This is a genomic window from Mycetohabitans rhizoxinica HKI 454 (assembly GCF_000198775.1).
GTDB lineage: Bacteria > Pseudomonadota > Gammaproteobacteria > Burkholderiales > Burkholderiaceae > Mycetohabitans > Mycetohabitans rhizoxinica.
Window position 1 is genome coordinate 340122 of the sequence record NC_014722.1, and the last position, 22008, is coordinate 362129.

General features: G+C 63.7%; 24 protein-coding genes. 9 read left to right on the forward strand and 15 right to left on the reverse strand.

What is annotated here, in order from left to right; genetic code table 11:
• Positions 1-59: 59 nt before the first annotated feature.
• A complete protein-coding gene (locus RBRH_RS21240; protein WP_041753003.1) occupies positions 60-623 on the forward strand; it encodes a histone H1-like DNA-binding protein in 564 nt (187 codons plus the stop codon).
• 105 nt (positions 624-728) lie between these two features.
• Here the strand turns inward: RBRH_RS21240 and RBRH_RS01490 are convergent, their stop codons facing one another.
• From RBRH_RS01490 to RBRH_RS01530, 10 genes are all read right to left on the reverse strand, one after another.
• Positions 729-1172: an outer membrane lipoprotein gene (locus RBRH_RS01490; RefSeq protein ID WP_370645055.1), complete on the reverse strand. Its 444-nt coding sequence runs from the start codon at positions 1170-1172 to the stop codon at positions 729-731.
• 50 nt (positions 1173-1222) lie between these two features.
• Positions 1223-2161 (reverse strand): carbohydrate kinase family protein, encoded by a 939-nt coding sequence (locus RBRH_RS01495; protein ID WP_013434118.1) that lies wholly within the window; start codon positions 2159-2161, stop codon positions 1223-1225.
• 159 nt (positions 2162-2320) lie between these two features.
• Positions 2321-2821: a thiol peroxidase gene (gene tpx / locus RBRH_RS01500; RefSeq protein ID WP_013434119.1), complete on the reverse strand. Its 501-nt coding sequence runs from the start codon at positions 2819-2821 to the stop codon at positions 2321-2323.
• A complete protein-coding gene (locus tag RBRH_RS18535; protein WP_157864313.1) occupies positions 2818-3015 on the reverse strand; it encodes a hypothetical protein in 198 nt (65 codons plus the stop codon). The genes tpx and RBRH_RS18535 overlap by 4 nt, the downstream gene beginning before the upstream one ends.
• Positions 3016-3081: 66 nt before the next feature.
• Positions 3082-3981 carry a 50S ribosomal protein L11 methyltransferase gene (prmA, locus tag RBRH_RS01505; RefSeq protein WP_013434121.1) on the reverse strand — a complete coding sequence of 300 codons (900 nt, stop codon included), beginning with the start codon at positions 3979-3981 and terminating at the stop codon, positions 3082-3084.
• A gap of 5 nt (positions 3982-3986) precedes the next feature.
• Positions 3987-5354, reverse strand: coding sequence for an acetyl-CoA carboxylase biotin carboxylase subunit (accC, locus tag RBRH_RS01510; RefSeq protein WP_041753006.1), 1368 nt, complete (start codon positions 5352-5354; stop codon positions 3987-3989).
• Positions 5355-5369: 15 nt separating this feature from the next.
• A complete protein-coding gene (gene accB / locus RBRH_RS01515) occupies positions 5370-5840 on the reverse strand; it encodes an acetyl-CoA carboxylase biotin carboxyl carrier protein (protein WP_013434123.1) in 471 nt (156 codons plus the stop codon).
• 75 nt (positions 5841-5915) lie between these two features.
• Entirely contained in the window at positions 5916-6365 is a 450-nt protein-coding gene (gene aroQ / locus RBRH_RS01520; protein ID WP_041753008.1) for a type II 3-dehydroquinate dehydratase, read from the reverse strand.
• Positions 6366-6651: 286 nt separating this feature from the next.
• Positions 6652-7257 carry a TlpA family protein disulfide reductase gene (locus tag RBRH_RS01525; RefSeq protein ID WP_049786335.1) on the reverse strand — a complete coding sequence of 202 codons (606 nt, stop codon included), beginning with the start codon at positions 7255-7257 and terminating at the stop codon, positions 6652-6654.
• A gap of 123 nt (positions 7258-7380) precedes the next feature.
• Positions 7381-8001, reverse strand: a complete 621-nt coding sequence (locus RBRH_RS01530) for a hypothetical protein (protein ID WP_013434127.1) — start codon at positions 7999-8001, stop codon at positions 7381-7383.
• Positions 8002-8172: 171 nt separating this feature from the next.
• Here RBRH_RS01530 and mpl point away from each other — a divergent pair, with 171 nt between their 5' ends.
• The 5 genes from mpl to pyrF all read left to right on the forward strand — a co-directional run bounded on the left by mpl (position 8173) and on the right by pyrF (position 14141).
• Positions 8173-9567 (forward strand): UDP-N-acetylmuramate:L-alanyl-gamma-D-glutamyl-meso-diaminopimelate ligase, encoded by a 1395-nt coding sequence (gene mpl, locus RBRH_RS01535; RefSeq protein WP_013434128.1) that lies wholly within the window; start codon positions 8173-8175, stop codon positions 9565-9567.
• On the forward strand, positions 9564-10178 hold the full coding sequence (locus tag RBRH_RS01540; RefSeq protein ID WP_013434129.1) for a YqiA/YcfP family alpha/beta fold hydrolase: 615 nt from the start codon (positions 9564-9566) through the stop codon (positions 10176-10178). The genes mpl and RBRH_RS01540 overlap by 4 nt, the downstream gene beginning before the upstream one ends.
• 75 nt (positions 10179-10253) lie before the next feature.
• Complete coding sequence (locus RBRH_RS01545) at positions 10254-12362, forward strand: ribonuclease catalytic domain-containing protein (protein WP_013434130.1); 2109 nt, start codon at positions 10254-10256, stop codon at positions 12360-12362.
• A complete protein-coding gene (aroE, locus tag RBRH_RS01550; RefSeq protein ID WP_013434131.1) occupies positions 12359-13231 on the forward strand; it encodes a shikimate dehydrogenase in 873 nt (290 codons plus the stop codon). Before RBRH_RS01545 ends, aroE begins: the two co-directional genes overlap by 4 nt.
• A 97-nt stretch (positions 13232-13328) precedes the next feature.
• Complete coding sequence (pyrF, locus tag RBRH_RS01555) at positions 13329-14141, forward strand: orotidine-5'-phosphate decarboxylase (RefSeq protein ID WP_041753010.1); 813 nt, start codon at positions 13329-13331, stop codon at positions 14139-14141.
• 36 nt (positions 14142-14177) lie between these two features.
• Here pyrF and RBRH_RS01560 read toward each other — a convergent pair whose 3' ends face one another.
• The 3 genes from RBRH_RS01560 to thiL form a co-directional block, all read right to left on the reverse strand.
• Positions 14178-14678, reverse strand: a complete 501-nt coding sequence (locus tag RBRH_RS01560) for a CinA family protein (RefSeq protein WP_041754007.1) — start codon at positions 14676-14678, stop codon at positions 14178-14180.
• A 72-nt stretch (positions 14679-14750) separates the two neighbouring features.
• On the reverse strand, positions 14751-15323 hold the full coding sequence (locus RBRH_RS01565; protein ID WP_041753011.1) for a phosphatidylglycerophosphatase A family protein: 573 nt from the start codon (positions 15321-15323) through the stop codon (positions 14751-14753).
• Positions 15313-16338 carry a thiamine-phosphate kinase gene (gene thiL / locus RBRH_RS01570; protein ID WP_041754008.1) on the reverse strand — a complete coding sequence of 342 codons (1026 nt, stop codon included), beginning with the start codon at positions 16336-16338 and terminating at the stop codon, positions 15313-15315. Before thiL ends, RBRH_RS01565 begins: the two co-directional genes overlap by 11 nt.
• A 165-nt stretch (positions 16339-16503) precedes the next feature.
• Between thiL and RBRH_RS01575 the strand changes: the two genes are divergently transcribed.
• The 3 genes from RBRH_RS01575 to RBRH_RS01585 all read left to right on the forward strand — a co-directional run bounded on the left by RBRH_RS01575 (position 16504) and on the right by RBRH_RS01585 (position 20094).
• Positions 16504-18816 (forward strand): NADP-dependent malic enzyme, encoded by a 2313-nt coding sequence (locus RBRH_RS01575; protein ID WP_041753013.1) that lies wholly within the window; start codon positions 16504-16506, stop codon positions 18814-18816.
• A 321-nt stretch (positions 18817-19137) separates the two neighbouring features.
• Positions 19138-19485, forward strand: a complete 348-nt coding sequence (locus RBRH_RS16130) for a ribonuclease domain-containing protein (protein WP_338911011.1) — start codon at positions 19138-19140, stop codon at positions 19483-19485.
• A gap of 60 nt (positions 19486-19545) precedes the next feature.
• Complete coding sequence (locus RBRH_RS01585) at positions 19546-20094, forward strand: barstar family protein (RefSeq protein WP_041753014.1); 549 nt, start codon at positions 19546-19548, stop codon at positions 20092-20094.
• Between the two features lie 48 nt (positions 20095-20142).
• Here the strand turns inward: RBRH_RS01585 and RBRH_RS01590 are convergent, their stop codons facing one another.
• Complete coding sequence (locus RBRH_RS01590; RefSeq protein WP_041753015.1) at positions 20143-20898, reverse strand: 16S rRNA (uracil(1498)-N(3))-methyltransferase; 756 nt, start codon at positions 20896-20898, stop codon at positions 20143-20145.
• Between the two features lie 111 nt (positions 20899-21009).
• On the reverse strand, positions 21010-21909 hold the full coding sequence (gene speE / locus RBRH_RS01595) for a polyamine aminopropyltransferase (protein ID WP_370645056.1): 900 nt from the start codon (positions 21907-21909) through the stop codon (positions 21010-21012).
• Positions 21910-22008: the final 99 nt, after the last annotated feature.

Genomic DNA, 22008 nt, shown 5'->3' on the forward strand with positions numbered 1-22008 from the left:
GGAAGCGGGTTTTGACGAAGGGTGTTTGTAACTCTCATCTGAACCTGAAGGAGAAAAAGATGGTCACTGCAAAGAAAAAACCGGCTGCGAAGAAAGCAGCAGCAAAACCCGCTGTGAAGAAGGTCGCAGCGAAGAAGGCAGCACCGGCCAAGAAAGCGACGCCGGCGAAGAAGGCGGCGCCGGCTAAAAAGGTTGCCGCCAAGAAGGTCGCGGCGAAGAAGGTCGCGGCGAAGAAGGCGGCACCGGCCAAAAAGGTTGCAGCGAAGAAGGTTGCGGCGAAGAAAGCGGCACCGGCCAAAAAGGTCACGGCGAAGAAGGTCGCCGTGAAGAAGGTAGCCGCGAAGAAGGCGGCACCGGCCAAGAAGGCCGCACCGACCAAGAAGGCGGCGGTCAGAAAGGTCGCCGCGAAGAAAGCACCGGCGAAGAAGGCGGCGGCAGCAAAGAAGGCGCCGGCGAAGAAAGCTGCGGCCAAGAAGCCGGCTGCGAAGAAGGCAGCGGCGAAGAAAGCTGCCCCTGCCCCTGCCGCCCCTGCGACGCCGACGCCGGCTGCGCAGGCCAACGCGGTGAAGACCGCGTTGAACCCGGCTGCGGCATGGCCGTTCCCGACTGGCAGCCGTCCGTAATCGACACGTCGAATGGGGCCGGTGCGTTACGACGCGCCGGCGCGCCACCAGTGGTCGAGCGACATGACATCCCACACCAGGCGCGCGCCCGGTGCGGGATGTTTTTCAATGCGTCACGCGCGTGACGCCGCCTGCGGACAGTAGCCGGACGCGATCGCCGGCACGGAATGCCTCGCCGGTGGCCGCCTGCGTGATCGAGCGTAGGTCGCCGTTATCAAGCCGCACCGTGATTTCCAGGCCGTTGGAGGTGCCGGCCTGTTGGGCAACGGTATTGCCTGCCACCGCGCCCGCAATGCCGCCGATGATGCCGGTCAGGATCGAGCCGCGGCCGCCCCCGATCGAACTGCCCGCCACCGCGCCAAGCGCACCCCCGCCGAACGTTCCAAGCGCGGCGCCGCCTTCGTTATCCGCAGCGATGTGCACTGCCCGTACGCTTTCCACGGTTCCCATGCGCACTGTCTGTTCGCGCTGCGCCTGCGATGCGGTGTAGACGTCGGCCGAGCCAGCGGGCGTAAAGCACGCTGCCAGCGAAAGGCTGGCGGACAGCATTACGACGAGCGTAACGTGTCTGTTGATCATCATCGTTGCTCTCCCATAGTTCAAGGCAAGCGGTAGCCGAATGCGACTTCGAAACGAGCGCCGATTTCGGTTCGATTCAATGTATAGGTCTGTGGTCCTTGATGCGCGATCTTGATCGACCCCATCAGGCTCGCGAGGCGTCCGGTGGTGGCCCAGTCCAGGCCTTTTTCGATGCCGTAAAGCAGGCCACTGCGGAAGGCGTCGCCACAACCGGTAGGCTCGACGATCCGCTCTGCCGGCACGACCGGAATGGTTTCAACGCCATTGCGGTGATGAATCGTCGCACCCTGCGCGCCGAGCGTGATGATCAGCGCGTCGACGCGACTCGCGATGTCCGTCACGGACCACCCGGTCTTGTCGCTCAAGAGTTTCGCTTCGTAATCATTGACTGCCACGTAGGTCGCAAGTTCAATCATCCGGCGCAGTTGGGCTCCATCAAGAATCGGTAGCCCTTGGCCCGGATCGAACATGAACGGGATGTTCGCTTGCGCGAATTGCTCTGCATGCTCGCACATGCCTTGTGCACCGTCCGGCGCGACGATGCCGAGTGTGACATCTTGCGCGTCGCTGACGCGGTTCAGGTGGCTCATTAGCATGGCGCCGGGATGAAACGCGGTGATCTGGTTGTTTTCCTGGTCGGTCGTGATCATGGCCTGCGCCGTGTGTGTGTCTGGCAGCACGCGCACGCAATCACGGCGTATGTCCAGCGAGTCGAGCCGCTCCAGATAGCGTTGGGCATCGATTTCGCCGAGCGTCGCCATAATCAGCGGCTCGCCACCCAGTAACTTCAGCCCGTATGCGATATTCCCGGCGCAGCCGCCAAATTCACGGCGCATGGATGGAACGAGGAAGCTGACGTTCAGAATATGGACCTGGTCGGGCAAGATGTGCTCGCGAAAGTGCCCTTCGAACATCATGATGTTGTCGTACGCGAGCGAGCCGCAGATTAGCGTAGCCACAGTGGTGATTCCTTATGATAGGTTGAGTGCTGGATCGCCCCCGCGCGCGTATCGCCGGCGTGCAGGTGCGTGCTTGCACCGGCTGCCGGACGAGATACCCGTGGCGGCAAGGCCGGTATCGAGCCAGTCGCCTGCGCTGGGCGGCGACAGGCAGGGAGTTTATTTCAGTGCAGCAAGGGCCGCGTCGTAATGGGGTTCGTTTTTAATTTCCGACACCCGTTCCACGTGCAGCACCTTGTCGTCCCCATCGAGCACGACGACGGCGCGCGCGGTCAAGCCGGCCAGCGGTCCGGTCTTGATCTCCACCCCGTATTGGCCGGCGAACTCCCGGTTACGGAACGTCGACGCCGTGATCACGTTCTCGATGCCTTCGGTCGTGCAGAACCGCGTCGCCGCAAACGGTAAGTCGGCCGAAATCACGATGACGACGGTGTTCTCCAGCTTGCTTGCCGCTTCATTGAACTTGCGCGTTGATGTTGCGCAGGTGGGCGTATCCAGGCTCGGCACGATGTTCAGGACCTTGCGCTTGCCAGCGAAGTCGTTGAGTTTCACGTCCGCCAGGTCCTTGCCGACCAGTGAGAATGGCGCGGCCTTCTGGCCGACGGCTGGCAGCGTACCGGCGACTTCGATCGGATTACCTCCGAGAGTGACTTGGCTCATGGTTTCTCCTGCGATGGTGGCGTTGGGCGCTCGGGCCGAGCGCTTGCTGCCGGGTTAATGATGGGGTGGCGCGCATGCCGCGCGCCACGACGGGCCGTGTCGCGTCGTGCCGCGATGGTGTGGTGCAGTTTCAATTGACCGGCGACGAGCCGGTAGACGGTACCGCAGCGGGGACAGCGGGTAGCGAGCGTCATGTCAACGGGTTCCCTTGAACCGGCGCACGGCGCGCCGGTCAATCGGTTGAGGTGCCGGTATGCTAATTAATTATCCCGGCGTTGCCCGGCCAGGCACGCCCATCCGTCTTGTTCACGCCAAACGGCAAGCTCGATGTGGCGCGCGTAGGCCGCTGCGACTTCGTCCGCTTGGCGCGCCAGTACCCCGGATAGCGCCAGTCTTCCGCCCGGTTTTACCCTGGAGGCCAGCATCGAAGCCATCAGCTTCAGCGGATTGGATAGGATGTTGGCGATGACTACATCGAACTCGTTTGCGGGGCACTCGTGAGGCAGCCCATATGTGACATCGACGCGATTGCGCTCGCTGTTATGCTGGGCCGAGTCGATCGCCTGCGGGTCGATGTCGATGCCTACGACCGGCGTGGCACCGCACTTGCGCGCGAGTATCGCTAGGATGCCAGAGCCACATCCGTAGTCGAGCAGCGAATCGCCGGCACGCACGTGCTGCTCGATCCATTCCATGCACAGGCGTGTGGTCGGATGGCTGCCGGTGCCAAAGGCGAGCCCCGGGTCGAGTTCCAGCACCACGGCGTCGTGCTGCGGTGCCTCGTGCCATGAGGGCACGACCCAGATCCGCTGGCCGACATGGATGGGCTCGAACTGGGATTGCGTGAGCCGCACCCAGTCCTGCTCCTGGACGTCGCGCGCGGTAAAGGCCGGTAGCGCGGGCAGACCGGCCTCATTCGCAGCGGCCGCTAGCAATACGGCGGGGTCCTGCTGGGCGGCAAGCATTGCAATCACCCGCGAGTGCGTCCAAGCGGCGCGCTCTGGCACGAGGCCGGGCTCACCGAACAGCGCTTGTTCGTGCGGCGTGTCTGCGTCGGCGTCCTCGACGCAGACCGACAACACGCCAAGCTCGAGCAACGCGTCTGACAAGGACTCGGCGCGTTCGCGACTGACTTCGACGACGACTTCGCGATAGCTCATGCCCGTTACGCTTCCTTAGGGGCGACCTGCTGCTTGGCAGCCAGCTTGTCTTCGAGGTAATGGATGCTCGTGCCGCCCTGGACGAACTTGGCGTCCAGCATCAATTCCCGGTGCAACGGGATATTCGTCTGAATACCCTCGACCACCATCTCGGACAACGCGATACGCATCCGGTTGATCGCCTGTTCGCGGGTCGCACCGTACGCGATCAGCTTGCCGATCATCGAATCGTAGTTGGGCGGCACGAAGTAGCCATTGTACGCGTGCGAATCGACGCGGATGCCCGGGCCGCCGGGCGCGTGCCATGACGTGATCCGTCCCGGCGACGGCGTGAACTTAAATGGATCTTCCGCGTTGATCCGGCATTCAATCGCGTGACCGCGGAATGCGATGTCGCGTTGCCGCACCGACAGTTTCTCGCCTGCCGCGATGCGGATCTGCTCCTGGACGATATCCACGCCCGTGATCAGCTCGGTCACCGGATGCTCAACCTGGACCCGGGTGTTCATTTCGATGAAGTAGAATTCGCCGTTCTCGTACAGGAACTCGAACGTGCCGGCACCCAGGTAGCCCATTTTCTTGCACGCTTCGGCGCAGCGATCGCCGATCCGGTCGATCAACCGACGCGCGATGTGAGGCGCCGGCGCTTCTTCGATCACTTTTTGATGGCGCCGCTGCATCGAGCAGTCACGCTCGCCAAGCCAGACCGCGCTCTTGAACGAATCAGCCAGCACCTGGATCTCGATGTGTCGCGGATTCTCCAGGAACTTTTCCATGTAGACCTGCGGGTTGCCGAACGCGCGGCCGGCTTCTTCACGCGTCATGTTGACCGCGTTGACGAGTGCCGCTTCCGTGTGCACGACCCGCATACCGCGCCCGCCGCCGCCGCCGGCGGCCTTGATAATCACCGGATAGCCGACCGAGCGCGCGATCTTGACGATCTCCTTTGGATCGTCCGGCAACGCGCCGTCCGAGCCTGGGACGCACGGCACGCCTGTCTTGATCATCGTTTGCTTGGCGCTGACCTTGTCGCCCATCAGCCGGATGGTCTCTGGGCGCGGGCCGATGAACGTGAAGCCGGATTGCTCGACCCGCTCCGCAAAATCGGCGTTCTCAGACAGGAAGCCGTAGCCCGGATGGATCGCTTCGGCATCAGTGACTTCCGCCGCGCTGATGAGCGCCGGCATGTTTAGGTAGCTCAGGTTCGACGGCGCCGGCCCAATGCAGACTGCTTCGTCGGCAAGGCGTACGTACTTCGCTTCCTTGTCGGCTTCCGAATAGATGACAACCGTCTTGACGCCGAGCTCGCGGCACGCGCGCTGGATGCGCAGTGCGATTTCGCCGCGGTTGGCAATGAGTATTTTCTCGAACATAGGCACAGTGACTCGTTAGCCGATCACAAACAGCGATTGGCCGTATTCGACAGCTTGGCCGTTTTCGACGAGGATTTCCTTGACCACGCCCGTTTTGTCGGCTTCGATCTCATTGAGCAGCTTCATCGCCTCGATAATGCAGATCGTTTGGCCCTCTTTGACCGAGTCGCCAACTTGCACGAACGGATCGGCTCCCGGCGACGGCGCGCGGTAGAACGTGCCAACCATCGGTGAGGTGACCACATGGCCTTGCGGCGTGGCAGCGGCGGGGGTTGCGGGTGCGTTGGACTCAGTCGACGCGGCAGCCGGTGCGCCGGGCACACCGGTGACCTGCGGTGCCGGGGCATATTGTGCCTGGGACGGCAGATAGACAGGTGCCGCGTTCTTGACGATCCGGACTTTGCCTTCGCCTTCGGTGACTTCAAGTTCCGAGATGCCGGACTCGGATACCAGGTCGATCAGGGTTTTGAGTTTGCGTAGATCCATCGGAGGTCCCCAATTTGATGTGGCGCCCGGGCCAGGCCCGGAATAGCGAAAGTGTGGTGTTGCCAGGAAAAGACGTCAATGCGGCCGGCCCAGGCGCTCCAGCGCAAAGTCCAACGCGTACAAGTAGCCTCGCCAGCCGAGCCCGCAGATCACGCCCTCCGCCAAGTCGGAGAGATACGACACATGGCGGAAAGCTTCGCGTCGATGCACATTCGACAAGTGGATCTCGACAAACGGGATCCCGGTTGCCGCGATCGCGTCGCGGATCGCGACGCTGGTGTGCGTGAGGGCCGCGGGGTTAATCAGCACAAAGCCGATCTGCTCGTCGCGCGCCTGGTGCAGGCGCTCGATGATGTCCCCCTCGTGATTGCTCTGGAAGCAAATGAGCGCCGCCCCTGCGGCGTTGGCCTTCTGCGCCAGCGCCTGCTCGATCTGGGCGAGCGTCGTACTGCCGTACGTCTGCGGCTCGCGTGTACCGAGCAGATTCAGGTTGGGGCCGTTGACGACCAGGATGCGAAGACTCATAGGAGCTCGTTTTCTGCGAATTTGCGCGCACTTTACCGCTGATTCAAAAAAATTGTCCAGTTTTCGGCGCATTCGCCGCTAAAAGAACGGACGTTCGGCAAAACGTGGCGGCTGTAAATTAAGCCGATCAAGCGGCAAATGGCAGCCAACAGTGGCAAACGTCTACAATTTATCAATAAATTACCGTGTAATTTGTAATCGACATTTGTGATCAACACGCGCTGCCGATGACTGACACGCGAGTGCCGAGTTGGTGTGCCGCACAGCACTGACTGTTCCGCCTAGGTCATAGCGCGTCCAGTTCCATGCTCAGCCGCGCCACGTCGATTTCACCCAGCTTCGAGTAGCGAACGTGTCCCGCTTTGTCGATGACTACGGTAAACGGCAACCCGCCGGCCTGATTGCCGAACTGGCGAGCCAAGTCCGCGCCGCCGAAACCGGCTACGTAGACTGGGTAGCCAATCGTCACTTTGGATAGAAATTGCGATATGTTCCGGGCCGAATCGACGCCAATGCCGACGAAGCGCACGCCTTTGTCCGCGTAGCGGCGTTGCAACCCGGACAGCGCCGGCATTTCTTTCACGCATGGCGCACACCACGACGCCCAGAAGTTCACCACGGTGACTTTGCCGCGATACTGGGCCAACGGCTGAAGCTGGCCTACCGGATCGGGCAACGAACTAGCAAACAGCGCGCGTACTGCGTCGTCGTGGGCCGCGTAGGGCGGCACGGTGGCGTATGCCGACTGCGCGGTGCCCGCTGGCTGCGCTGCACAGGCAGGCAGCGGCGCGCACAGCAAGCAGGCCACAGCGCGCCACGCGGCACGGGCGCGGCGTGCCGGCGCTGGTGCGGGGCAAGCAGGTGGGAAGCTAGGATATAACGTCGAGTTCATCGCATTTCCATTAAGCAAGGGCGAACTGCTACAGTCCGCGCCGGTTCAGTGCAGTGCAGTGCAGTGCAGTCCGGTGCGGTGCAGGCATGTGGACGTGCGGATGTGCGCAACTGCCGCTGCCATTCAACCCGCATCGAGCAGTGCCCGGACCGACGCCGCGTTGGCGCGCGCCTGTCGTCCGCGCGCATCGGCACGGACCGCGCCACGCAAATCATTTGTGTCGTATAGCGCCACATGGAGGCCGACCGCGTTGCCGTCRCTGTCGCGGGCGATGAAGCTCAATGTCTCAACCGCCCCCCGGCCGGCGAAATGGCGCGTCTCGGATACGTCGTACTGTATGCCGGCGTTCAGTAGGTGGATGGCGACTTCTTTCGGATTGTCACAAAACACTTGCAGGTGGATGTCCGAATGGACGCCGGCCGTGCCGTTAAGCACGGCACCGGTTAAGTAGGGATTGAATTGCGCGAGCCGCGCCATCCAGTCCAGCGCGGTTTTGCGCAGCCGCCGCAGAATGCCGGGCTGCGTGTCGCCATGGAATAACGCCAGATATTCCCGTATTTCTTCTTCGATTCGGTCATTATCTGGCAACCATTCACCGGCAACGCGCGTCTCACCGATGATCTGCCGGGCTGCCTTGCGCTTGGCGCTAGCATAGTCGAGCCCGTCTTCGGCGATTAGGCGCGCGGCCACCATCGCGATTTCATCGCGCACGCGGTCCCGCTCCAGATGCAGTTTCGAAGCCATAGCAGTAATAATACCCGCAGTTCGCACACGCGCCGCGCACTGCCGCCGTGCGGGGCCCGGCTCGCGTGCAGCCCCTCGGTTACAATGTTGTACTTTACTCCACGCCAGTTCCGGACGCAGTTCGACGATGCGGCGCGGGCCGCGCCCGCTCGGTGGACGGACTCCAACGCTATGCACATTCATATTCTCGGGATTTGCGGCACGTTCATGGGTGGCCTGGCCGTACTGGCGCGCGCTGCGGGTCACAAGGTCACGGGCTGCGACACCGGCGTGTACCCACCGATGAGCACCCAGTTGCAAAGCCAAGGCATCGAGTTGATTCAGGGCTATGGTGAAGAACAACTGGCGTTGCAGCCGGACCTGTTTGTCGTTGGCAATGTCGTGATGCGCGGCAACCCGCTCATGGAGGCGATTCTGGATCGCGGCTTGCCCTACGTGTCAGGCCCGCAGTGGTTGGGGGAGCACGTGCTGGCCGGCAAATGGGTGCTAGCCGTCGCCGGCACACACGGCAAGACCAGTACGGCGTCGATGCTCGCGTGGTTGCTCGAGGACGCGGGAATGAACCCTGGCTTCTTAATCGGCGGCGTGCCGTTGAACTTTGGCATCTCCGCCCGGCTGACCGATTCGAGTTTTTTCGTGATCGAGGCAGATGAGTACGACACCGCATTCTTCGACAAACGGTCTAAGTTTGTCCACTACCGGCCCCGCACGGCCATATTGAACAACCTCGAATTCGACCATGCCGATATCTTCGACAACCTGGCGGCGATTGAGACGCAGTTTCACCATCTGGTGCGCACCATTCCAAGGACGGGGCGGCTCGTCGTGAACGGCACCGATGACGCATTGCAGCGTGTGCTGGCCCGCGGCTGCTGGAGCGAGGTCGAGCGCTTCGGCGTCGAGGGCGGATGGCAGGTGCTGCCGGCAGATGAGGCAAGTCCGGCAGACGAGCGTTTCGCGGTGTATTGGCGTGCGCAACGGGTGGGGGTGGTCAACTGGTCGCTGCAAGGCGAGCACAACCGGATGAACGCGCTGGCTGCCATCGCGGCCGCGCACAACGTCGGCGTGCCGGCTGTGCAGGCGGCGACGTCGCTTGGCGGTTTTCGCAATGTAAAGCGTCGCATGGAGGTGCGTGGCAGCATCGATGGCGTTACCATCTACGATGACTTCGCGCACCATCCGAGCGCGATCGGCACGACCATCGCCGGCTTGCGCACCCGCATCGGCGATGCGCCGCACGCCCGAATCCTCGCGGTGCTCGAGCCGCGCTCGAATACAATGAAACTCGGCACGATGAAGGCGCAGCTTCCGGCAAGTCTGGCGGGCGCCGATCTGGTGTTCGGCTACGGTGCGCCTTCGGGCAAGGACGCGCTCGGCTGGGACCTCGGGGCGGCGCTTGCGCCGCTGGGCGACAAGGCGCACGCTTTCGACGACCTCGGCGCACTGGTGCGGGCCGTCGCCGCGGCTGCGCGTGCCGGCGATCATGTGCTCGTGATGAGCAACGGCAGTTTCGGCGGCGTACACCAGAAGCTGTTTGACGCGCTGGCGAACCGGGGCGCGACATGATTCTCTATCTGCACGGATTCCGCTCTTCCCCCCGCTCGTTCAAGGCACGCCTGCTGGCTGAGCGGCTGACGCGGCTCGGTCGAGCCGGCGACTGGCTGTGCCCGCAATTGCCGGTGTCGCCGCGCGACACGATCGCGCTGGCTGAGCGACTCGTCCAACAGACTCAACAGGCGCGTGCAGCGGAGCGCGCCGCGCCGGTCACGCTGATCGGCAGCTCGCTGGGTGGGTTTTTTGCCACCTATCTGGCCGAAAAACATGGCTGGCCGGCGATGCTGCTCAACCCGGCGGTGATGCCGCAGCGCGACTTGTCCGCGTATCTCGGTGAGCAGCCGTTGTGGCACGGTGGCGGCTCGGTCGTTGTCGAGCCACATCACCTTGACGAGTTGCGTGCGCTGCAGGTCGCCGCGATCACGCGGCCCGAGCGGTATCATTTGATTGCCGCGACCGGCGACGAAGTCCTCGACTACCGGGAGATGCTTGCACATTACGCCGGTGTGCGCACCACGCTGATCAATGGCGGCGACCATGCGATCAGCGATTTTGCGACGTACGTGGACGAGGTGCTCGCGTTTTGCGGCATCGACACCGACCGCGGACCCGTCGCGGCGTAGGACTAGACCCCCGGGCGGCGCACGCGGCGCCGTCCCCGGCCGCCGCGCGCGGCCTTCACGTTTCGAGAGTACCGAGTGAACGTTTTTTTTGAGGAATCCGGTAGTTTTAAGGCTGGCACAGTATTGAATCGGCAAGGTGACGCGTTCCAGGTCGAGTTGCCGGGTGGGCGTCGTGCCAAGGTTCGCAGCAAGGACGTGCTGATCGAGTTCGACAGCCCGAGCGCCGCCGACCTGATTCAGCAGGCCGATGCGGCGGCGAAGGAAATCGACTTGGATTTCTTGTGGGAAATCTCTCCACCGGACGAGTTTCGCTTCACCGACCTAGCCAATGACTATTTCGGTGGCACGCCGGATCCCGTGCAAAAGAGCGCGCTGGTACTTTGCATGCACGGCTCGCCGGTCTACTTCCGACGTAAAGGACGGGGGCAGTACCAGCGCGCGCCCGAAGAGCAGTTGAAAATGGCGCTCGCGGCGCTGGAGCGGCGGCGCCAACAGGCGATCGTGCAACAGCAGTACGAGGACGAGCTTAAAGCCGGCAGGCTGCCTGCCGCGTTCGACGGCAAGGTGCTCGGCTTGCTCACGCGTGCGGACAAAAATTCGATTGAATACAAGGCACTGGAAGCGGCTGCGCTCGCATTGGGTAAGTCGGCCGCGCAATTGATGCTGGACGTCGGCGGCATCCCGTCGGCCCGCGCGCTGCACGAAGCGCGGTTTCTGTCTGAGTATTTTCCACACGGTACCGGCTTTCCCACGTTGAACGCGGGTCCGTTGCCGGAGGACCTGGGTGAGGCGATCGGTGTGCAAGCGTTTTCCGTCGATGACGTGACCACCACCGAGATCGACGACGCCTTCTCGGTCCAGCGCCTGCCGCACGGGCGCGCAAGGATCGGTATTCACATCGCGGCGCCGGCGCTGGGCATCGAGCGCGGCGACGCGGTGGACGCGATCGCGCGTGCGCGCTTGTCAACCGTTTACATGCCGGGCGACAAGATCACGATGTTGCCGGACGATTTCGTTGGCACGTTCACGCTGAAGGAGGGCGGATTGCGGCCGGCGTTGTCGCTATACCTGATCATCGACACCGCCACGCAGGACATCGTGATGACTGAGACGGTGGCTGAGCGCGTGCATGTGGTCAGCAACCTGCGGCACAACGTGTTGGACGAGATCATCACCGAGCAGACGCTCGAGGCCGGCGCCGGAGACTACCCGCACAAGGACGAGATCGCGGTGCTGTGGCCCTTCGCCAAGGCGCTGTACGAGCGACGTCAGCAGGCGCGTATCGGCTACGGACTCAGGCGCGAGGTGCAGCGCAACATTGACTACAACTTCTACGTCGACGGCGAGCATGTCAGCATCACGCCGCGCCGTCGCGGTTCACCGTTGGACCTGATCGTGGCGGAACTGGCGATCCTGGCCAATAGCCGCTGGGGCGCGTTCCTGCATGAGCATGGCGTGCCGGGCATCTATCGCGCGCAGCGCGCGTTCGGCCCGAATCGCACGCGGATGCAGACCACGCCGGCGCCGCACGAAGGGCTTGGCGTGGCGCAGTATGCGTGGAGCACTTCGCCGCTGCGCCGGTATGTCGACTTGGTGAATCAGTGGCAGTTGCTGGCGTGTGTCCGGCATGGCGTTACCGCGAAGCTGGCCGCGCCGTTCAAGCCGAAGGACGCGGACCTGTACGCCATCGTGCAAAATTTTGACGAGACCTATACCGCGTATGCCGACCACCAGCGGCGCATGGAATATTTCTGGTGTCTGCGCTGGCTAAAGCAAGAAAAGCGCGACCGGGTGGTGGCCACGATCGTCAAGGACGACGTCGTGCGACTCGAAGAAGTCCCGCTGCTATTGCACGTGCCGGGGTTGGGCGTGCAAGCGCGCGGCACGCGTGTGCTGCTCGAGGTGATGGCGATCGACGAGCTGCGCGTGGAGGCGTCGTGTCGGCTCATCGAAGTGCTGGACGTGACGCGTGTGACGGGCGGCGACGAGACGAACGAGGACGCGGATAGGGCGCTGGACACGAACAGCGGAACGGACATGGAAGCCGCGACGGGTCATGACGTCCAGGTGCTAGGCGACGCGTCCGATGCCTCAGCGAAATCCGGCGATGCACAGCCGGATGCGGGCGCGGCCGTTCACGGCGATGTGACGCACCAGCGCAATGATGGTGAGGTGGCGCAATGAGCGCGCCGCCTGCGCCGGGCGGCCAGGGTCCGGACCGCTATGCGGTGATCGGCAACCCAGTCGCGCATAGCAAGTCACCGGCCATCCATGCAAGCTTTGCCCAGCAGACGGGCGAGCCGGTCGAATACGACCGGATTCTTGCGCCGGTGGACGGCTTTGCGCAGGCCGTGGACGCTTTCGTGTCGGCCGGTGGGTGCGGGCTAAACGTCACGGTGCCGTTCAAGCTGCAGGCTTATGCGCTGGCGACACGGCGTTCCGCGCGGGCGCAGGCGGCCGGGGCGGTTAATACGTTGCGCTTTGACCGCGTGGACGGCGGCCGCATCGAGATTGTCGGCGACAACACCGATGGCGTTGGACTTGTCACTGACGTCGAAGCGCAGCCGCGTGTCGCGCTCAACGGCGCGCGCGTGCTGCTGCTCGGCGCGGGCGGCGCGGCGCGCGGCGTGATCCTGCCATTGCTGGAGCGCCGGCCCCGCGCGCTGACAATCGTCAATCGGACTGCGGCGCGTGCAGCCGAGTTGACCGAGCGCTTTGCAGCGTCCGCCCGGGCGGCGGGCTGTGCATTGGAAGGCGGCGCGCCGGGCGTGGAGCACGGCGTCTATGATATCGTGATCAACGCGACCGCCGGCAGTCTGGATGGGGCCGTACCGGTATTCGCAGCGGCGTGCGTCGGCCCAGGTACGCTCGCGTACGACATGATGTATGCAGCCGGGCCCACGGTGTTCATGCAGCACGCCGCCCGCCTGAGCGCGCGCACGGTCGATGGCCTCGGGATGCTCGTGCGGCAGGCCGCGGAATCGTTCTTTGTCTGGCGTGGCGTGCGTCCCGACCCGGCTCCGGTGCTCGCGGCGCTGCGCGCGTCGCTGTAGGCGCGCGCGAGCATCGCGTGGCCAGGCCGTCCGTATAAGCAAGTAGAATACGGGTCCGCCCGCCGCGTCGTTCGCGGTGCTTCTTGCAGATCCGACCATGTCCTTCATTGCTACCCTGGAGCGCGCCTGGCAGCGCACGCAATCATTGCTGTGCGTCGGGCTCGACCCCGAGCCATCGCGTTTTCCGCCGCATCTGGCCGGGCGCGCCGATGCCATTTTCACGTTCTGCCGCGACATCGTCGATGCCACCGCGCCCTATGCGAGCGCATTCAAGCCGCAGATTGCCTATTTCGCCGCACACCGCGCGGAAGCGCAACTCGAGGCGTTGATCGCGCACATCCACGCGCGGCACCCGGGGCTGCCGGTAGTGCTGGACGCCAAGCGCGGCGATATCGGCAGCACCGCAGAGCAGTACGCGCGCGAAGCGTTCGAGCGATATCGCGCAGACGCGGTGACGGTCAACCCTTATCTGGGGTTCGACTCGATCGAGCCGTATCTTGCGTATCGGGACAAGGGCGTGATCGTGTTGTGCCGCACGTCGAATCAGGGCGGCTCGGACTTGCAATTCCTCGACATCGGAGGGCGGCCTCTGTACCAGCACGTGGCGGCGCTTGCCGCCGAGCAATGGAATACCAGCGGACAGCTCGGGCTGGTGGTGGGCGCGACGTTCCCGAAAGAAATTGATGCGGTGCGCCAGCTCGTTGGTACGATGCCGCTGCTGATTCCGGGAATCGGCGCGCAAGGCGGCGACATCGAGGCGACGGTCCATGCCGGCCGTACAGCTGACGGCACCGGCATGATGATCAACTCGTCGCGCGCGATTCTGTACGCGCGTAGCGGTGAGGACTTTGCAGCGGCCGCAGCCGAGGCTGCGCGCGCGACGCGCGACGCGATCAACGCTTATCGCTAACTGACCGACGGGACGCGCTCGCCGGCAACGGCTCGCTCAGTGTTCCTTTTCGTCCAGTAGCTTGAGTAACCCGCGCAACGCATGCGCAGCTGACTGCTTGCGAATCTGGCCGCGATCCCCGCGCAATAGCTGGACCTCGCTGATCGTATGCAATCGGTTTGTCCACGCAAACACGACGGTGCCCACCGGTTTGGCCTCGCTGCCGCCGTCCGGGCCGGCCAAGCCGGTGATTGACAGCGCGAGTTGCGCGCGGCTGTTGCGCAGTGCGCCTTCGGCCATCGCACGCGCCACAGGCTCGCTGACCGCGCCGTGGCGCTCAATCATGTCGGCCGGCACGCCAATCATCTCGGTCTTGGCCAGGTTCGAATAGGTCACGAAGCCCCGCTCGAACCAGCCGCTGCTGCCCGGAATGTCGGTGATCGCCGTCGCGACCATGCCGCCGGTGCATGATTCTGCGGTGACGAGCATCAGGCGCTCGTCGCGCAAGCGGTTGCCAACGCGAATCGCAAGTTGGTGGACTACCGTGTCAGTTGCCATCGAATTAAATTTGTTGTTGGCTAGCAAGAAGGAAACCACCTGTCATCATCGCGTGCGTGCTGTCGCGACACGTCAAAACGAGCGTACCAGCGCGATGACGAGCAGTGTGAAGAATGCCGCGACGATATCGTCGAACATGATGCCGAAGCCGCCTGACAACCGCCTGTCAAAATAGCGGATCGGCGGCGGCTTGACCATGTCAAAAAAGCGGAATGTCAGGAACGCGCCGAGTTGGCCGGCAAAGTTTGCCGGCGTGACGAACAGCAGCACCAGCCAGATCGCGATGATCTCGTCCCAAACCACCGCGCCCGGATCCGCCACGCCCATGCGTCGCGCCGTGAAGCCGGTGAAGCCGCATCCGGCAACAAAGCCGACCGCGATCAGCATCCACCATTGCACGACGCTTAGGTACGGATTCAGCGCGATGAACGACAGCCAACCGAACAGGGTCCCGACTGTGCCGGGCATCACCGGCGATAGGCCGCTGCCAAAGCCGAACGACAACACGTGCAGCGGATGGGACAACATGAAACGCGCGGTGGCGCGCGAGCGCGGCGCGGCGCGGCGGCCGGGCGGCGTGCCGCCCGGGGTCACCGTCGCGACATGCGGCCGGTGCGCATTGGAGTGGGATGGGTCATTCTGCATGGAAATGGTCAAAACTGCGCCAAGTTGTGCCGATCGGGGCGCCGGACGCATCGTACCAATGCACCGCGTGTGCGTTGACGGCGGTGGTGTCACCCGCGGGCGGATCGGCAAGGGCGTCTATTGTACCTATCCGCGTGAGTGGCACGCCGATGCGTGCGGCGAGCGCGAGCAGCGTGGCGCGTTGGCTGGGCGGCGCGGTGAAGCACAGCTCGTAGTCGTCGCCGCCCTCGATCGCGCAGCGGTGTTGGATCGACAGGGGCTGCGCGCGCAGGGCGGCTGAGCGCGGCAGCGCGTCGACATCCACGCGTGCGGCCACGTGGGAACGCTTGAGAAGGTGCGCTAAGTCCCCGGCCAACCCGTCGGACAGGTCGAGCGCGGCGTGCGCGACGCCCCGTAGCGCGATGCCGAGCGCGATACGGGGTTCGGGCATCTGCAGGGCATGACGTAACGCGGGCAGCTCGTTCGCGGCGAGCGGCCATTCACCGCGCAGCGCGCCCAGCGCCAGGCGTGCGTCACCCAGCACGCCGGATACCCAGATGTCATCGCCGGGCTGGGCGGCGTCGCGGCGCAGTGCCTGGCCACGGGGCACGTCGCCGAACACGGTGATGCAGATGTTCAGCGCTCCCGCGGTGGTGTCGCCGCCGACCAACTCGCAGCCGTGGCGATCGGCCAGCGCAAATAGCCCCTGCGCAAATGCCTCGAGCCAGTCCTGGCGCGCCACGCCCGCATCCGGCAGCGCCAGCGCCAGCGTGAACGCGCGTGGTTCGGCGCCCATTGCGGCCAAGTCCGACAGGTTGACCGCCAGAGCCTTGTGCCCCAATGTCGCCGGCGGGACGTCAGCGAAGAAGTGGCGCCCCTCGATCAGCATGTCGGTGGACACCGCCAATTCGTGCCCGGGCCGCCCGGCAAGCAACGCGCAATCGTCGCCGATCCCCAGCACGGCGTCGCGGCGTGATGGCCTGTGCCGGGCAAAATAACGATCAATGAGATTGAATTCAGATAAGGATGTCGGCATGATGCGTGACGAAGCTTGCATGACAGGGGTGCGCGCCGCGCCGTGCGCGACGCCGCTGCACGGTGTCGCCATCGCGGCGACAGTCGGACAGCGCCGATCCAAGATCCGCCAATGACGCTACAATGCAGCTCGACTACGCATTCTAATCCGCACTGCCAGGCCATTATGTCCACACCGACCCACAGCAAGCTGCGCGAAGCCGCGCTCGATTATCACGAATTCCCGACCCCGGGGAAAATCGCCATCGCGCCCACCAAGCAGATGATCAATCAGCGCGATCTCGCGCTGGCCTATTCGCCGGGTGTGGCGGCGGCGTGCGAGGAAATCGTGGCTAATCCGCTCAACGCGGCGCGCTTCACCGCACGCAGCAATTTGGTAGGCGTGGTGTCGAACGGCACAGCCGTGCTGGGCCTGGGCGATATCGGCCCGCTTGCGGCCAAGCCGGTCATGGAAGGCAAGGCCGTGCTGTTCAAGAAGTTTGCCGGCATCGACGTGTTCGACATCGAACTGAACGAAAAGGATCCGCAAAAGCTGATTGAGGTGATCGCCGCGCTGGAGCCAACCTTCGGGGGGATTAACCTGGAGGACATCAAGGCGCCAGATTGCTTCACGGTCGAGCGTGAGTGTCGCAAGCGGATGAAGATTCCGGTATTCCACGACGACCAGCATGGCACCGCGATTGTGGTGGCCGCGGCGGTAACCAACGGGCTGAAGGTCGTCGGCAAGTCGCTCAGCGAGGTGAAGGTGGTGGCCTGCGGCGCGGGTGCCGCGGCGCTTGCGTGCCTGAACCTGCTGCTCGGCATGGGGCTGAAGCGCCAGAACGTATTTGTCACGGACCTGATCGGCGTCGTCTACGAGGGCCGCACGGAGCTGATGGATCCGGACAAGGCGCTGTTCGCACAGGTCACCGACGCGCGCACGCTGTCCGATGTGATCGGCGGCGCGGACGTGTTCCTCGGTTTGTCCGCCGGCGGCGTGCTCAAGCCGGACATGGTCAAGCAGATGGCGGCCCGGCCGCTGATCTTGGCGCTGGCCAACCCGACGCCCGAAATCCTGCCGGAGGTCGCGCTCCAGGTGCGTCCCGACGCGATCCTGGCCACTGGCCGCACCGATTATCCGAACCAGGTCAATAACGTCCTGTGTTTTCCGTTCATTTTTCGCGGTGCGCTCGATGCCGGCGCGACGACGATTACCAAGGAGATGGAAATCGCCGCGGTCAACGCGATCGCCGAATTGGCGCGCCAGGAGCAAAGCGACATCGTGGCGACGGCGTACGGGATCCAGGACTTGACGTTTGGCCCTGAGTATCTGATTCCGAAGCCGTTCGATCCGCGGCTGATCGTGAAAATCGCGCCGGCGGTCGCGCAGGCCGCCATGGATTGCGGCGTCGCAACGCGGCCGATCGAGGATATGGACGCCTATAGGCAGCATCTGCAGCAGTTCGTGTATCACAGCGGCACGACGATGAAGCCGATTTTCCAGATCGCGCGCAGCATCGATGCGGACAAGAAGCGCATCGTGTTCGCCGAGGGCGAGGAGGAGCGCATCCTGCGCGCGGTACAGATCGTGGTCGACGAACGGCTGGCCAAGCCGATTCTGATAGGACGACCGGCGGTGATCGAGCAGCGCATCGCGCGCTACGGGCTGCGCCTCGTGCCGGGACAGGATTTCACGATCGTCAATACCGACCACGACGAGCGCTACCGTGATTTCTGGCAGACGTACTTTAAGATGATGGCGCGCAAGGGCATCACACAGCAATTGGCGAAAGTCGAGATGCGGCGACGCACCACGCTGATCGGCTCGATGCTGGTGCTCAAGGGCGAAGCCGATGGGATGATCTGCGGCACGATTTCGACCACGCACCGGCATTTGCACTTTATCGATCAAGTCATCGGCAAGCGCGCCGGCTGCTCGGTCTACGCGGCGATGAACTGCCTGGTGTTGCCGGACCGCCAGATCTTCCTAGCCGACACGCACGTGAACGTCGACCCGACACCGGAGGAGTTGGCCGAAATCACGGTGATGGCCGCGGACGAGGTGCGTCGTTTCGGCATCGAACCGAAGATCGCACTGCTATCCCACTCCAATTTCGGTTCGAGCAACGCGCCGAGTGCCAAGAAGATGCGCGACACGCTCGCGTTGCTGCAGCAGCGTGCCCCGCAACTGCAGATCGACGGTGAAATGCATGGCGATGTCGCGCTTGACGCAAACCTGCGCAAGTTTGTGCTGCCGGAGGCGACGCTCGAGGGCGACGCGAACCTGCTGATCCTGCCCAACATTGATGCGGCCAATATTTCATACAATCTGCTCAAGACCGCGGCGGGCAACAACATCGCGATCGGGCCGATCCTGCTGGGCGCGGCAAAGCCCGTGCATGTGCTGACCGCGTCCGCGACTGTGCGACGCATCGTGAACATGACTGCGCTGCTGGTGGCCGATGTGGCCGCGGGTACCAAGGAATCGGGCGGGCGATGAGCCGCGCGGAGGCAGGCAACGGCTCTGCCACCGTGGCATGGCGTGTGCTGTATGAGGCGCACGCATCGAAACCGGATGCACAAAAAAGCGTGCCTCACGAATGAGGCACGCAAGCGAATTTTTGATGACTGCAGCGAGCATCCGAATCTGGATTGCTTCGTAGACACTTTGGTGATGATAGACTCCGAACCCGTGTGCCAGTCATGGAAATTAACCTTGCAATTGTCTAACACCATTGATTATTAAGGCCATTCGGGATAACCTTACGTTTTAATGGTCGTATACGCGTCCTCTTCGCGAAACGAGATACAGGATCGGCAAGTGGCTCCGTTACGCCGTGCTTGCGGTGACCGTGTCCGCCACCAGCGTGCCTGGCTTGGTTTCCACCGCGTGGGCGCGAACTTGCTGCCGTCGGACGCGTCCATTGGCGCCTCGCTCGGCGAGGTGTCGATTGCCGGGCTGCCCGGTGAAGTGCAGTTCACGTTCCAATCGATCCAGGCCGGCGGCCCGTTCCCTTATCCAAAGGATGGCGAGGTGTTCGGTCATGTCGAGCGCCACCTGCCGGTGCGACCCCGTGACTATTCTCACGAGTACACGGTGAAGACGCCGCGCGCGTCATCGCGCAGAACAAAGAATCGTCTGCGCAAGAGTGCCGCGTTATATCGGTGAATGCTATTACACCGGCGACCATGACGCGAGTTTCAAACGAATTGTGGGATGACTACGGTTATGAGCGACAACACTTATTCGCACGGCACCGGGGTCGCGCGCGATATTTTCGCGCTGAACGACAGCAGGTTGTTTCAGCGCGTGCTGCGCCAGCAGGACGCCGAACGTGAGCAGCGCCGTGCCGGCGCGCTGCTGTTCAATGAGGGAAATATGAGCCTTTTCAAGACGGTGCGCTCGAACATCGTGCAATCGATCCGTGCGTTCCGCGTGCCGGAGCTGGCCGATGAGGCAGCCCGGCTGGGCCACCATTTCCTGTATGCAAATTGCGCGGCGGCGCAGACGAAAGCGGAAGTGCTCGAGACGATCTCGACGTCGTTTTTTTTCCCGAAGCACTTCGGCAAGAATTACGATGCGCTGTACGACTGCCTGACCGACGTCGTGCACAAGGCGGGAGCACAACCTGGATTTGTGATCGTGCTCGAGGGCTTGCCCGCGACGCAGAAGTTCGACAAGGAAGCGCGGGAGACACTGCTCGATGTGTTCCGCGAGGCGGCCGAATTCTGGGCAGAGCGGAAGGTGAATTTCCGCGTGTTCTATTCGTTTGCTTGACCCAGTCCGGCTTGCCCGCGTGTGACGTGGGCGGCCCACGCCGGCTTCTCACCATCCGCCCCAGCGCGCCGCTAACGCGGCCAGCACCGCGATGCCGGCCGTCTCGGTGCGCAACACGCGTGGGCCCAGGCCGAGCGGCATGAAGCCGTGGGATATCGCGGCCGCCTCCTCAGTCGCTGATAACCCGCCTTCCGGTCCGATCATCACGATGACCGGCGCGGCAGGCGCGGTGTCGGGCAGTGCCGCGAACGGCCGCTCGGCGCGCGGTGACAGCAACAGACGCAATGCATTATCGCGGGGCAAGGCCACAGATGACTCGAGCCATGCCATGACGTCGGTGGGCGGCGCAACGTCGGGTAGCTGATTACGCCCGCATTGCTCGCATGCAGCTCGCACCAGCGCTTGCCAGTGCGCGTGGCGCCGAGCGGCGCGTTCGCCGGTCAGTCGCACGACGCTGCGCGCGGTCACCAGCGGTATCACGCTGGCCACGCCCAGTTCGATGGCTTTCTCCAGCAGCCAGTCCATTTTGTCGCCCCCGGCGATGCCTTGCGCTAGCACGACGCGATAAGGCGGCTCGACCTCCCGCGCGTCGAAGCGGCCGACTTGCACCGTCGCTGAACGCTTGTCTAACTGAAGTAATTCGGCGTCGAACTGGCCGCCTTCCCCGTTAAACAGGATCGCCTTGTCACCGGCCTGTAGCCGCAGCACGTGCATATGACGCACGACATCATCCGGCAGCGGCATGCTGTGGCCGCTGTGCAGCGGCATGGGGACAAAAAAGCGAGGTGGCGATAGCGTGGTCATTGTCGAGAGGGCGGGGTGTAACGGATGACGTGCGTGTGCGCACCGGCTGGATTGTGTCATAACCGCGGTGGCACACGCGAGCCGTCGCCGGTGGCGCGTCGCGGCGTGGCATCATTGCGGCGCCGTGCCGCGATCCGGTATCCGCTCGATGAAAAAAGTATCGTGACGGGACGGGTCATAGTATTCGAGCCTGGACAATCCCCATTGCGCCGCGCGCTCGACTGCCTGTTGCGCGGGCAGTTGTCCGACATCGAATGTGTCGCTGACCACGGCCATCTGCCACGGCGAGCCGTATAGCGGCACATACGTCTGCATCAGCGCGACATGGCCAAACGCGGCGCGCAGCGTGCCGAGCAGTGCCGCCACCTGGCCGGGCTGGAACAGCGGCGAGCCGAGGTGGATTGACAGCACCGCGTCGTCCACCATGCGTGTGCGCAGCAATGCGTAAAAACTGCGTGTGTAGAGCGTCGAGGCGGGCGAATCGGGCGGTGTCAAGTCGAACACGACCGCGTCAAAGCGCTCCTGCGTGTGCTGCACGAAGTGCAACGCGTCACCCGTGACGATCTGCACGCGCGGATCGTCGAGCGCGCCACGGTGCACGCGCTGCAGGTGGCGCCGCGCCATTGCCACGACCGCGGGATCAAGCTCCGCGATGACGATGTGCTCCAGTGCCTCGTACTTGAGCCACTGCCGAGCCGCACCGCCGTCGCCGCCGCCGAGAACCAGCACGCGCCGCGGAGGCTGCTTGCGCGCCAGCGCGCCGGGATGCACCATGCTTTCGTGATAGAGGTACTCGTCGCGCTCGGATGTCATTGGGCGTTGGTCGAGCACGAATAGCTTGCCGAGCAGTGGCGTATCCCAGACCTCAATATGCTGATACGCCGACTTGATCGTTTGCAGCCGTCGAGCGCCGGTGAACGTGTACGCATAATACGCACACGGGCGCAACGTCAGTGTGCTGCCGTGCGCGTCCGGGCGCTCGGTGTCGTGCGTAGCGTCGGCGGGCCCCACGGCGGGCGGCGTGTGGAATGATGGCGATTGCGGTTTCAATTGGCAGGGCTCCTCGAGGGTGGCATGGCGCCGCTGTGGCGCTGTGGCCAGGCAGTTGGC